The 13505-nt window shown below is 63.0% G+C and carries 9 protein-coding genes and 1 pseudogene; 6 read left to right on the top strand and 4 right to left on the bottom strand.

Annotated elements, in window-relative coordinates:
* Positions 1-2: 2 nt before the first annotated feature.
* Entirely contained in the window at positions 3-1211 is a 1209-nt protein-coding gene (locus FY112_RS26240; RefSeq protein WP_017958891.1) for an acetyl-CoA C-acetyltransferase, read from the bottom strand.
* 101 nt (positions 1212-1312) lie between these two features.
* Positions 1313-3109, bottom strand: a complete 1797-nt coding sequence (locus FY112_RS26245) for an acyl-CoA dehydrogenase C-terminal domain-containing protein (RefSeq protein ID WP_151519624.1) — start codon at positions 3107-3109, stop codon at positions 1313-1315.
* 272 nt (positions 3110-3381) lie between these two features.
* Between FY112_RS26245 and FY112_RS26250 the strand changes: the two genes are divergently transcribed.
* The 6 genes from FY112_RS26250 to FY112_RS26275 all read left to right on the top strand — a co-directional run bounded on the left by FY112_RS26250 (position 3382) and on the right by FY112_RS26275 (position 11855).
* On the top strand, positions 3382-4083 hold the full coding sequence (locus tag FY112_RS26250; RefSeq protein ID WP_151519625.1) for an SDR family NAD(P)-dependent oxidoreductase: 702 nt from the start codon (positions 3382-3384) through the stop codon (positions 4081-4083).
* Positions 4084-4532: 449 nt separating this feature from the next.
* A complete protein-coding gene (locus FY112_RS26255) occupies positions 4533-8330 on the top strand; it encodes a peptidoglycan-binding protein (protein ID WP_151519626.1) in 3798 nt (1265 codons plus the stop codon).
* A gap of 314 nt (positions 8331-8644) precedes the next feature.
* A complete protein-coding gene (locus FY112_RS26260; RefSeq protein WP_017958886.1) occupies positions 8645-9568 on the top strand; it encodes a sulfite exporter TauE/SafE family protein in 924 nt (307 codons plus the stop codon).
* Positions 9568-10368: a TIGR02186 family protein gene (locus FY112_RS26265; RefSeq protein WP_026158513.1), complete on the top strand. Its 801-nt coding sequence runs from the start codon at positions 9568-9570 to the stop codon at positions 10366-10368. The genes FY112_RS26260 and FY112_RS26265 overlap by 1 nt, the downstream gene beginning before the upstream one ends.
* 205 nt (positions 10369-10573) lie before the next feature.
* Positions 10574-11131, top strand: coding sequence for a dihydrofolate reductase family protein (locus FY112_RS26270; RefSeq protein ID WP_131628017.1), 558 nt, complete (start codon positions 10574-10576; stop codon positions 11129-11131).
* Between the two features lie 142 nt (positions 11132-11273).
* Positions 11274-11855 carry a transglycosylase SLT domain-containing protein gene (locus FY112_RS26275; RefSeq protein WP_151519627.1) on the top strand — a complete coding sequence of 194 codons (582 nt, stop codon included), beginning with the start codon at positions 11274-11276 and terminating at the stop codon, positions 11853-11855.
* 31 nt (positions 11856-11886) lie between these two features.
* Here FY112_RS26275 and pdeM read toward each other — a convergent pair whose 3' ends face one another.
* Complete coding sequence (gene pdeM, locus FY112_RS26280; protein WP_151519631.1) at positions 11887-12612, bottom strand: ligase-associated DNA damage response endonuclease PdeM; 726 nt, start codon at positions 12610-12612, stop codon at positions 11887-11889.
* A gap of 44 nt (positions 12613-12656) precedes the next feature.
* Positions 12657-13505, bottom strand: a pseudogene (locus FY112_RS38035) (DNA ligase-associated DEXH box helicase); the annotation flags it as partial.

Raw genomic sequence — 13505 nt, forward strand, 5'->3', positions numbered from 1 at the left:
CGTCAGACCCTCTCGATAACCGTTGCCGTGCCCATGCCGGCGCCGATGCAGAGCGTCACCAGCGCGGTGTTGAGGTCGCGGCGTTCAAGTTCATCCAGCACCGTGCCGAGGATCATCGCGCCGGTGGCGCCGAGCGGATGGCCCATGGCGATGGCGCCGCCATTGACGTTGATCCTGTCATGGTCGATGTCAAAGGCCTGCATGTAGCGCAGCACCACGGCAGCGAAGGCCTCGTTGAGTTCGAAGAGATCGATGTCGGCAAGGCTCATGCCTGATCGTTTCAACAGTTTCTCGGTGACGTCGACAGGCCCGGTCAGCATCAGGGCCGGATCGGAGCCGATATTGGCGAAAGCCCTGATGCGGGCGCGCGGCTTTTTGCCCATGCTCTCACCGCCCGCCTTGGAACCAAGCAGGACGACGCTGGCGCCATCGACGATGCCGGAGGAATTGCCGGCATGATGGACATAGTTGATGCGCTCGATCTCGGGATGGGCCTGGATGCCGACGGCCTCGAAGCCGCCCATCTCGCCGGGCATCTGGAAGGACGGATTGAGGGAGGCGAGCGCCTGCATGTCTGTGCCGGGGCGCATATGCTCGTCCTTTGCCAGGATCGTCAGGCCGTTCTGATCCTTGACGGGGATGACCGACTTGTCGAACCAGCCCTTTTCCCAGGCATGGGCGGCACGCTTCTGGCTCTCGACCGCGTAAGCGTCGACATCGGTTCTGCTGAAGCCGTATTTGGTGGCGATCAGATCGGCCGAGACGCCCTGCGGCATGAAATAGGCCGGGAAATTCACCGAAGGATCCATGAACCAGGCGCCGCCGGACATGCCGAGGCCGACGCGCGACATGCTTTCGACGCCGCCTGCAATGACGATATCGTCGGCCCCTTGGGCGATCTTGCCGGCACCGAAATTGACGGCGTCGAGGCCGGAGGCGCAGAAGCGGGAAATCTGCATGCCAGGCGCCTTAGTGGAGTAACCGGCTTCGAAGGCAGCAGCCTTGGGGATGACGGCGCCGGCATCCATGACCGGATCGACGCAGCCCATGATGATGTCGTCGACCGTTCCCGTATCGAGCCCGTTGCGATCGCGGATCGCCTCCAGCGTCTTTGCGGCAAGGCGGACGGAGGGCACCTCATGCAGGGCGCCGTCCTTCTTGCCGCGGCCGCGCGGCGTACGCACGTGGTCGTAAATGAAAACCTCGGTCATTGTCTCATCTCCCTGACGGCAATCTATCTTGCCTCAAATCTTGGAAGGAGGAGATTAAGACCCCTCCCCAGCCCTCCCCACAAGGGGGAGGGAGAACCAGCTCAAAACGCTTCGGCGGCCAGTTCCATCATCGTGTCGGCGCCAGCCTCGATGCGGGCCTTGCGAAGCGCGGTTTCCGGCATCAGGCGTTCCATGAAGAAGCGGGCGGTCACCAGCTTGTTCTTCAGGTAATCCTCGCGGACGGCAGCGCCGGATGCAAGGCCGTCCTCGGCGGCGTTGGCCATCTTCGCCCACATATAGCCGAGAATGACGAGGCCGAAGAGGTGCATGTAGTCGGTCGAGCCGGCACCGGCATTGTCGGGTTTGGCCATGGCATTCTGCATGAACCACATGGTCGCGCCCTGGACGTCGTTCAAGCCCTTCTTCAGATGCTTGGTGAAGAAGGAGAGCTTTTCGTTCTCGCGGTTCTCCTCGCAGAAATCACCGATCTCCTTGAAGAGGGCCATGGCGGCACGGCCGCCGTTCAAGGCCAGCTTACGGCCGACGAGATCGAGTGCCTGAATGCCGTTGGCGCCCTCATAGATCATGGCGATGCGGGCATCGCGCACATACTGGCTCATGCCGTGTTCTTCGATATAGCCGTGGCCGCCGAAGACCTGCTGGGCCATGACGGCATGATCGAAGCCCTTGTCGGTCATCACACCCTTGAGGATCGGGGTGACGAGGCCGAGAATGTCGTCGGCCGTCTGGCGCTCCTTCTCGTCGCTAGCGCGGTGGGCGATATCAGACTTGAGCGCGGTCCAGAGCAGGAAGGCGCGGCCGGCCTCGTTGAAGGCGCGGATGGTCATCAGCGTGCGGCGAATATCCGGATGGACGATGATCGGATCGGCCTTCTTGTCCGGCGCCTTGGGGCCGGACAACGAGCGGCCCTGGATGCGGTCGCGGGCATAGCTGGCGGCGTTCTGATAGGCGATCTCGGAAATGGCGATGCCCTGCAGGCCGACCATCAGGCGGGCCTCGTTCATCATCACGAACATGGCGTTGAGGCCGCGGTTTTCGGCGCCGATCAGGAAGCCGGTCGCCTCGTCGTAATTCATCACGCAGGTGGCGTTGGCGTGGATGCCCATCTTGTGCTCGATCGCACCACAGGAGACTGCGTTGCGGGCGCCTGCCTCGCCGTCCTCGCCGACGAGGAATTTCGGAACGATGAAGAGCGAGATGCCCTTGGTACCCTCGGGCGCACCTTCGATGCGGGCCAGCACCAGATGGATGATATTGTCAGTCAGGTCGTGCTCGCCGGCGGAGATGAAGATCTTCTGGCCGGAGATCTTGTAGCTGCCGTCAGCCTGCGGCACTGCCTTGGTGCGCAGCATGCCGAGATCGGTGCCGCAATGCGGCTCGGTCAGGTTCATGGTGCCCGACCAGGTGCCGTCCACCATCTTCGGCAGATAGGTGGCCTTCTGCTCGTCGGAACCGTGGACGAGGAGTGCCGCGATCGCGCCCTGCGTCAGGCCCGGATACATCATCAGCGACATGTTGGCGGCAGACGTATATTCGCCGACGGCGGTATGCAGCGTATAGGGAAGCCCCTGCCCGCCGAATTCTTCCGGCACCGCAAGGCCGATCCAGCCGCCTTCGCGATAGGCTTTATAAGCCTCCTTGAAGCCCTTCGGCGTCGAGACGCTGGCATCGTCGTGACGCGTGCAGCCTTCCTGATCGCCGGAATAATTCAGCGGAAAGAGAGCTTCTTCGGCAACCCTTCCGGCCTCGCTGAGGATCGCTTCGATCATATCGGGGGTCGCGTCGGCAAAACCCGGCAAATTGTTGTAGCGCTCGAGACCCAGTACGTCGTTCAGGACGAAAAGCGTATCGTTCACCGGGGCCTTGTAGACTGGCATCTCTCAAATTCCTCCCATTCGACTGACCGGATTGCGACGGCCTTGGGCACTGTCTTACAAAATATTGACGTTTGCGTAAACGTCAAATTTTACAGCTACGGCGTCTTTCTTGAAAAAATTCGAGAGCACGAATCCGCGGGCCATGAAGGCGCCGAAAGGAGCAGACGCCATCTCATCTTCCTTGTCCACCGCAGAACGGAGTCTCGGCCGAGCAGTAGCGCAAGTCGTTCCGACGTCCTACGTCTGTGGAACGATCCATCGAGGAAGACATCATGACCGACTTTCCCTATGAGAGCGCACTCATCGTCGGTGCGGGCTCCGGCATCAGCGCATCGCTTGCCCGGCAATTGTCGGCGCAGGGCGTCAAGGTCGGGCTCGCCGCCCGCAATATCGAAAAACTCCACGCGCTGGTCGATGAAACGGGCGCCAGCGCCTTTACCGCCGACGTCTCGCAGCCGGCGAGCGTCGTGGCACTGTTCGACGAGGCTGCCGCCGCAATCGGTGGGCCTGACGTGGTGATCTTCAATGCCAGCGCCCGTCAGCGCGGCCCGCTCGCCGAACTCGATCCCGCCGAGGTCGAGAAGGCGATTGCGACCACTGCTTTCGGCGGTTTCCTGGTGGTGCAGCAGGCGGCGCGACGGATGATCCCGCGCGGCCGCGGCGCCATCCTCATGACAGGCGCGTCGGCAAGCGTGAAGGGATTTGCGCAATCGGCCCCCTTCGCGATGGGCAAGTTCGCGTTGCGCGGCCTTGCCCAGAGTGCCGCCCGCGAACTCGGGCCGATGGGCATCCATGTCGCGCATTTCGTCATCGACGGCGCGGTGCGCTCGCAGATCCGGCCGGACCGGGTGGAGAAGCCGGATGGTACGCTGCTGCCGGATGCGATCGCCCAGACCTATATCGATGTGCTTCGCCAGCACCGCAGCGCATGGTCGCTGGAGGTGGAAGTTCGGCCCTGGACGGAGAGCTTCTGAGCCCTGCTGGCGGGTGGCTATCGCTACGAATACTACGATATTCCCGACACCGATCTCGGCCAGGTCTTCGTCTATGGCCCTAAAGGCGTGAAGATCGAGCTGCAATATCCAGGCCGGCCTGAGCGCGCGAGCGGCCATTCGATATGACGCGTTCGGGGGCAATTGCCGCCAAAAAACGGCGTTTGGAACACAAACGTTAAAAAATTCCCATCGGCATTAACGGCTTGTTTACCACGTTTCGTGAAAGGTGCGGATTGAGCAGTAGTGATCCGCATCCTTTCCCCCGTCTCGCGTTCCCTTAGGATGCCGCTACATCGTTCAGCTTGAGGAAAGTCTAATTGACTATCGTCTTATGAATGGTGCGCTCAGGCCCGCGTAAAGCGGGCAGCAGACGAAAAGCCAACGATCGAGCTCTGACGAGGGGTCGAGCAGTCGAAGCGAGCAAGAAGATGAACGGATCGCGATCAAATCCTTCCCGACAGTCCGACAGGACCTCGCTCGATGCGCTGAACCGCACGATCGAAGGGCTGGAGGCGCGCATCGAAGGGCTGATGGGCAGCGGGCGCGAACAGCGGCCGCGCGCGGCAACGGCCGAGCGCGATCCTTATGCCGCTTCCCATGCTCCCCGGCCAGCAAAAGCCCTGCCCGAGCCGCGGCCGGATCCGCTCTCCGAAATTCGTCAACGCCAGCGCGCGCTTGAAGCCGGCCGCGAGCGGCCTTACGCACGCGAGCAGGCTCCGCAGCTTCGTGAACCTGCGCCGCGCGCCGCTGCCCCGGTGCCGGCACCCGCCTTCCGCGCCGGCGACGACACGATGACGGAGATCGCCCAGGCGCTCGTAAATCTGCGGCAGGACCTGAAGCGCGACATTTCCGAGGGCGTCACCCGCGAAATGAACGCGCTGCGCGCCGAGCTGCGCGAAATCAAGACAAATGCCGGAGACGGCCGCTTCGCCGACGACATACGCGCGGACATGGGCCGCCTGGCCCAGAGCATCACGCAACTGACCGGCCGCTCCGCCGCACCGGAGGCCACGGGCCTTCGCGAGGATTTCGAAGAGCTGCGCTCGCTGATGGACGGGCTGGCGCGCGAAGATTCGCTGCGCCATTTGGAAAATCGCTGGGATGGCTTCGAAAACCGGCTTGCGGCGCTCGATACCGAGGGGTTGCAGGAAGAGCTCGTTTCGCTCGCCTATCGGCTCGACGATATCAAGCGCCATATCGGCGGCATGGGCGAAAGCCCGGCTGTTCGGGCCTTGGAAGACAAGCTCATCTCAATCGCCACGGCGATGGAGCATTTCGGCAATATGATCCAGCCGCACGACCGGGTCATGTCCGAACAGTTCGCGGCCATGGACATGCGGCTCGACGAGATCAGCCGGGCAATCGCGGCAAGCGGCCGCACCGCCACTGCGAATGATCCGGGTCTGATGCAGCGGCTGGAAAGCCGGCTTGCGGCGCTCGCCGACCAGATCGACCTGATGAGCCATGATGCGGCCAGCCGCGTGAACCCGGCCGACGAGCTGGCGATGCGGCTGGAGGCACTGACGGGACGCGTCGAGGAACTGACGAAGGCGGAATCGACGTCGCGGCTCGACGAACGGCTGGAACATCTTTCCTATCTGCTAGAGCGCACGCAGGAGACTGCGCCGCAGGCCGATCTCACCGGCACGCTTTCCGACATTTCCCGCAAGATCGACGCGCTTGAGAACGGCGCCGTCAACGATGTGCTGGCCCAGCGGCTCGACCATCTCGCCCGGCGCATCGACGAGATGGCCCATCAGCAGCAGGCGCCGGCACCGGCACCGGCCGCGGTAGTCGACGACGGCGCCTTCCTGCGTCTCGAAGGACGGCTGAGCGACATTGCCGCCCGGCTGGAAGAGAGCACATCGGCAGCGCCGACCGATCCGCGGGCGCTGAAGAACCTCGAAGACCAGATCGCCAATCTTTCGGCGCTGATGAGCGCGCCGCGCGAAAGCGCTGTAATACCCCCCGAGTTCGACCAGCGCATGGGCGCCATCGAAGATTACATGGCGACGAGCGATGAATATATCATCGAGGCCGCACGCCAGGCGGCAGAGGCCGTCGTCGAAGCCTATTCGCGCCATGGCGGCCCGCAGGGTGTCATGCCCGCCGCCGACATGTCGGCGCTGACGGCGCTGGCCGAAGATCTGCGCCACCTCGAGGACCTCAGCCGCGACAGCGAGGAACGCACGCACAAGACTTTCCAGGCGCTGCACGAGACGCTGGTGCATATCGCCGATCGGCTCGACGGCATGGAAGATCGCGGGCGGCCGGCCGCGCAGATGCCGATCGCCGACGTCGATTTCGATGTCGATCCCTATGCGCTGATGGTGGCCGAAGCGGAGCTGAACAGGACGCCGGCCGCTGCCCCGACAGCGAAGGCTTCTCCTGTTATCCGGACGGCCGAGGTCGCCGCCGAACCTGCCGCCCCGGCGCAAGCCACCGCCATGAGCGGAACGAGCGCGATCGCCATCGACGCCGCGACCAGGACAACGGAGACAGCAGCGGCATCGGCAGGGACACAGGCACCGGCAAAGGCCAGCCTGCTCGCCAACCTCGGCAAGCGGCTACTGCCCGGCAAGAAAGCCGAGAGCCGGGCGACCGAACGTCCGATGATCGACCCCGCGCCGTCGATTGACCCCACCGACGTGGTGCCGACCGATGCGGCAAACGAACTACTCGAGCCCGGTTCGGGCGCGCCTGACGTGAAGAAGATCCTTGAACGGGTTCGCGCCAGCCAGAGTGCGGCGCGCGGCAAACCTGCCGGCGAAACCGATCGCGCCGATTATATCGCTGCCGCGCGCCGTGCGGCGCAGGCGGCCGCGATGGAGGTGGATGCCAATCCGAAGCAGGCAGCCGGCAAGGCCGAGAAGAAGGGCGCGACTGCCGACAAGGCCGGCAAGGCTTCTGACAAGACGGGCAAGACCAGCGCCTTTTCGCGCTACCGGCGGCCGATCCTGCTGGCGGTCGGCGCCGTGCTGCTCGCGATCATGGCCTTTCCGCTGGCCCGAACGCTGACAAGTGGCGAGAGCGCGCCGCAGCCGCCAGCAGAAGTCTCGGCGCTGACTGGCGCCGAAAATCCGTCGCCGGCCTTGCCTGACGCGACACCTGCCCAGCCGGATGCCGCCTCTCTCGGAACGACCGCTCCGGCAGCGGATGCTGTACCGCCCGCCGCCGAACAGACCCAGCCGGAAGCGACCCTGCCTGACGCCGGCGAGCATCTGACCGACGTGGCGCCGCTTGACGGCGAAGGGGCAGCGACCCTTGCCCCTCCGGGTCCGTCGGGCGCGGCACAGGAGATATCGGGCTTCGCTCCGAACGCCCCGGCTGCGGCAGCACCCGCACCGGCCATCACCATTCCCGATACCGTCCAGCCGAAATCGCTTGCCGATGCGGCGAGCGGCGGCGATGCGCTGGCGCTGTTCGAGATCGGCGCACGTTATTCCGACGGCCGCAACGGCATGGCGGTCGATCAGAAGCAGGCCGCAGGCTGGTACCAGATTGCGGCCGACAAAGGCTTTGCGCCTGCGCAATATCGGCTCGGCAGCATGTACGAAAAGGGCAACGGCGTCGAACGCGACATCGCCAAGGCGAAGGGTTTTTACGAACAGGCGGCCAACCAAGGCAATGCCAGCGCCATGCACAATCTCGCCGTCCTCTACGCCTCCGGCGCGCTCGGCCAGCAGGATTATGCAACGGCCGCCTCGTGGTTTACCAAGGCAGCGAACCTCGGCATCACCGACAGCCAGTTCAACCTGGCGATCCTCTGCGCGCGCGGCAATGGCGTCCCGGCGGATCTCGAAGAATCCTACAAATGGTTTGCGATCGCCGCCAAGGGTGGCGACAAGGATGCGGCGCAGAAGCGCGACGAAGTGGCCAAAGCCATGAAGCCCGACCAGCTCGAACGGGCACGCGCCAAGGCCGATCTCTGGAAGGCGGAACCGGTCGACCATCGCACGAACGCCATCGACATTCCCGACGAGTGGGCCGGCACCGGCGCCAAGACGGCGAGCGTCGACATGAAGAAGGCGGTCCGCAACATCCAGGCGATCCTCAACAATAACGGCTTCGACGCCGGCGTGCCGGACGGCGAAATGGGCGCGAAGACCGTGACCGCGATCAAAAACTTCCAGAAGTCTGTCGGCCAGGAACCGGACGGCAAGGTGACCGATGCGACCGTGAAGGCGCTGCTCGAACGCAACAAGCAGGGCAGCAAGGCAATCTGAGGCGCGTCGCATCGACGCGGGATCGTCTGGACTCTCTGTTCCGGCGATGAAAAACGCCTGGCGGCACTATGCCGCAAGGCTTTTTTCAATTTTGCCGTCGCCTGTCACAAAACCTGAAAAAAGCCGGATTATGCCCGGACATATCGATCCACGCATCCGGCGAATCCTCTGCCACCGATCTCTCCGTCAATCTCTATGGCTAATCACGGGGCCGATCGAAAGCCTCTGGCAACGATTTCACAGTATGATGCGCATTCGAACGGGGACGTGACAAGAAACCGCCCGGCAGGAGCGGTCATCATTCGGGGTCGGCTGTGACAATCTATCTGCCCATCGCAGAATTGTCGGTGAACATCTTCATCATTCTCGGCATGGGGGCGGCCGTCGGATTCCTGTCTGGAATGTTCGGCGTCGGCGGCGGTTTTCTCATCACGCCGCTGTTGATCTTCTACAACATCCCCCCGGTTGTCGCAGTCGCGACCGGCGCCAACCAGGTGGTGGCGTCGTCGATATCTGGCGCGATCTCGCATTTCCGGCGCGGCTCGCTCGACGTCAAGCTCGGCACGGTGCTGCTGGTCGGCGGCCTTGCGGGTGCGACGGTCGGGATCTGGATCTTCTCGCTGCTGCGCGCCATCGGCCAGCTCGATCTCATCATCTCGCTGATGTATGTCGTCTTCCTCGGCACCGTCGGCGGACTGATGCTGCTCGAAAGCGTCAATGCCATGCGGCGGGCAGCGCGCAACGAGCCGCCCGCACCGCGCAAGCCCGGCCACCAGCACTGGGTGCATAAGCTTCCGCTGAAGGTGCGCTTCAAGAAATCAAAGATCTTTCTCAGCGTCATTCCGATCGTGGCACTCGGCTTTGCGATCGGAATCCTCACCTCGATCATGGGTGTCGGCGGCGGCTTCATTATGGTGCCGGCGATGATCTACCTGTTGCGTATCCCGACCAATGTCGTCGTCGGCACCTCGCTGTTCCAGATCATCTTCGTGACCGCCTATACGACGATCGTGCAGGCGGCGACGAACTTTTCCGTCGACATCGTGCTCGCCTTCATCCTGATGGTGGCGGGTGTGATCGGGGCGCAATACGGCGTGCGCGTCGGCCAGAAACTGCGCGGCGAGCAGCTGCGCGCCCTGCTCGGCCTGCTGGTGCTCGCCGTCGGCGTGCGTCTTGCGATCGCTCTGGTGGTGACGCCGGCCGACGTCTATTCGGTGGTGATGGGAGTGGGCAATTGATGCGCCTGGCTGCCGCTGTCATCGCATTGCTTTGCCTGCTGCCGGCGGTAGCCGCAGCGCAGTGGCTACCCGGGCAGGCAACGGAAGCGGTGCGTGAAGGTTTGGAAATCGGCACCTCGACCAGCGAAATCGCCATCACCTCGGATTTCCACGGCGCGGATCTGACCATCTTCGGGGCGCTCTCGAATACCGACCAACTGCTGCTCGCCATCGGCCAATATGACGTGGTCGTGGTGCTGGAGGGCCCGCGCGAGGATGCGACAGTGCGCAGGAAGGAACGCGTCTTCGGCATCTGGGTGAACACCCGCTCGATGACCTTCGAAGCGGTGCCGCATTCCTATTCGATGTCGAGCTCGCGTATGATCGACGATCTGACGACACCGCTCGAGCTGACCGATCAGGGGATCGGCATCGACCACATTCCGCTGACGCCGGTCGGCTTCGTCGGCGACGGCAGCAATCTCGGCGAGTTCCGCGACGCCTTCCGGCGGCTACAGCAGGGTGGCGGGCTCTACGACCGCAACCCGAGCGGCGTGCGGTTCGTTTCCTCCAACCTTTTCAAGGCGAGCCTGCGCTTGCCGGCAAACATTCCGAACGGCGTGCACACCGTGCGCGCCTACCTGTTCAAGAGCGGGCTTTTCGTCACCGAAAAATCGTTGCCGCTGCGGGTCATCAAGACCGGCATCGAGCAGACGATCACCGATGCGGCGCATGAGCAGCCGATCCTCTACGGCTTTGCGGCCGTACTGCTCGCCGTCATCACCGGCTGGGGTGCCAGCCTGATCTTCCGCAAGGACTGATCCATAGCCAAGGCGCTCAGGATTTCCTCCCGAAAATAGGCTCGGCAAGGCGCTGAGGGCGAAGGCCTGCGGGAGCAGCTGCTTGCCCGAATGCTCTACTCCAAAAAAAACCGCTTGCATTTCGCTATCAGTCAGTTTAGCTTTCAACCAGTTGTTAAACGCAACCAGTTTTCATGATGGATGGCAATTCAGAAGGAGGATGGAAATGAGAAAGCTTGTTGTCTGGAACCTGATGACACTCGATGGTTATTTCGAAGGCACGAAGCCTTGGGATATCGACTTCCACAATTTCGCCTGGGGGGCCGAGCTGCAGCGCTATGCCGAACAGTTCGGCAGGGAAGGCGATCTGCTGGTGTTTGGCCGCAAGACCTATGAGGGCATGGCCGCCTACTGGCCGACCGCCGAGGGCGAAGGTGAGATCAAGGCCTATATGAACGGCATCGCCAAGATCGCCGTGTCGCGGACGATGAGCGAGCCCGGCTGGAACAATGCCCGCGTCGTCAGCGATCCGATCCCCGAATTGACGCGGCTGAAGCAGGAGGACGGCAAGACGATCTTCATCTTCGGCAGCGCCGAGCTTGCCGACACTCTGCTGAAAGCCGGCCTTATCGACGAGATCAGGGTTTGCCTGGTGCCGGTGATCCTCGGCGGCGGCAATCCGCTTTTCAAACCGGCAGAGGGCCAGGTGCCGCTGAAGCTCATCGAATCCTCGACGACGGAAGGCGGCGCGGTGATCCTGCGCTACGAGCCCGTCAAAGCGTAGTGGATGGGATGCCGTCCGATGGTCAGGCCAGGGTATCGATCCCTGGCCGCACAAGGAGGCAGCCGGGGAAGTTCGCATTCGACTAAAAACCGGTTTTTAACATTTACGAGTTAGTAATCTCTCGGAAACGAGAGGTTTTGTCATGCGTACTCGTATCGTTCTGACGGCCGTGGGTCTCGCGCTGCTTGCCGGCTGCGCGACGGCGCCGAAGCAGACGAGGAACATCTGTGCCGTCTTCGACGAGCGCGACGGGCTCTTCTCCAGCTGGCAGAGCGCCGCAGAACGAACGGAGAAGAAGTACGGCGTGCCCGTGCCGATCCTGATGGCGACGATGTATACCGAGTCCGGCTTCCAGCCCTATGCGCGGCCGCCGCGCACCAAGCTGTTCGGCTTCATTCCCTGGACCCGGCCTTCAACGGCCTACGGCTATTCGCAGGCACTCGACGGGACCTGGGATCACTATCAATCGCAGACGGGGAACTGGGCGGCGCGGCGGGCGAACTTCGCCGACGCGATCGATTTCATCGGCTGGTATCACTATCAGAACAGCATGGAGACCGGCATTCCGCTGAACGATGCCTATAATCTTTACCTTGCCTATTATTCCGGTCCGACAGGGTACAAACGCGGCGACTGGCGCTCAAACAGGCAGTTGCAGCAAACGGCGCAGAAGTTTGCGCGGATGGCAGGGACGTATCAGCGGCAGTTGCAGGAGTGCGATTGAGCTAGGCGGTGCCGTCCAAATATGAAGGGCTCTACCCCCACAAATTCCCGTACCTGACAGAATAAATCCGGTCTTTGCCGAGCAGATGCGCCACCAGCAAAGCCTTGTCGAATAGGCCCTTCATCGCCTGGTGGCCGAGATCCAGACCGCCGCTCATGAGGCCGAAGGCTGGCATCAGCAGGCGGGCGCCGTCAGTGGCAAAGCAGGGGCGGCGGACGGATTTCTCGCGGCGGCGCACGGTCGCCGACGGATGCAGGTGGCCGGCGATTTCGCCGCTCTGCAAACCGTTCTTCGGCTCGTGCCGGAAGGTCAGGCCGGCATAATGCATCTCGTCGGCAGATGTGCCCGGCAAATCGACGATGCCATCCGGATCATGGTTGCCATTGATCCAGATCCATTCGCGGCCGCGCGCCATCTCGACGATCAGGGCGCGAAAATTCTCCGGCAGGTGCTTGGAACCGATGCGGTCGTGGAAATTGTCGCCGAGCGAGATAACGAGCTTCGGGTTATAGCGGGAAATGACGGCGGCAAGGACGGTCAGCGTCGCCAGCGTATCGTAAGGCGGCAGCATCATGCCGCGGCGCGCAAAGGCTGCGCCCTTTTCCAGATGCAGGTCGGAGACGACGAGCAGGCCGGCATCGGGCAGATAGAGGGCGCCGAGCGGATCGCAGACGACGGCAATGCCATGGACCGATGTCTCGATGCCCGGCATCGCGGCCAGTCCTGATATGTCGCGCGCCAGCGCCAGGCGGTTCATCACTTCTCTTATTCCCAAATACGTCAGTCAGGCCCTATATTTCATCAGGCGAGAGCTTCGGCGATCAGATCATCCGCCGCTTCGGCCAGGAGTGCGTCATGGGCCTCGCCCGGCACCGCCTCGCGTCCGATTTCCAGCATCACCGGCACGGCGAGCGGGGAAATATGGTCGAGAGCGCGGTGGGTGATGTGACCCCTGATTCGCCTCAGCATATCGCCAAGACGGCCAATATCCAAAAGTCCCGTCGCCGCATCCTGCCGCGTCGCCTGCAAGAGGATGTGATCCGGCTCGTGGCTGCGCAGCACGTCATAAATCAAATCGGCGGAGACGGTGATCTGGCGGCCGCTCTTTTCCTTGCCCGGATGGCGGCGTTCGATCAAGCCTGCAATCACGGCGCAATTGCGGAAGGTGCGCTTCAACAGGAAGGATTCGTCCAGCCAAGCCTCGAGATCGTCGCCGAGCATGTCCTCGTCGAAGAGGTCGGAGAGATTGAGCCGGCCATTGCGGATCATCAGTCCCATATCCTCGAGGCCCCAGATGGCCAGCGAATAATCGGTGGCGACGAAACCGAGGGGCTTGGCGCCTATCCGCTCCAGCCGGCGGGTGAGCAGCATGCCGAGCGTCTGGTGGGCAAGACGGCCTTCGAAGGGATAAGCGACCATATAGGCGCGGCTGCCGCGCGGGAAGGTTTCGATCAGGAACTCGTCGCGCTTCGGCAGCATCGACTTGTCGTCCTGCAGCGACAGCCAGTCGCGCACCTGATCCGGCAGGCGGCGCCAGCGATCGGGATCGGCGATCATCGCCCGCACCTGCTCAGCGAGATAGGTCGACAGCGGAAACTTGCCGCCATTATAGGAGGGGATCTTCGGGTCGAGCGAAAAGGCCTGCGACGC

The sequence above is a fragment of the Rhizobium sp. PEPV16 genome, assembly GCF_008919455.1.
GTDB lineage: Bacteria > Pseudomonadota > Alphaproteobacteria > Rhizobiales > Rhizobiaceae > Rhizobium > Rhizobium leguminosarum_Q.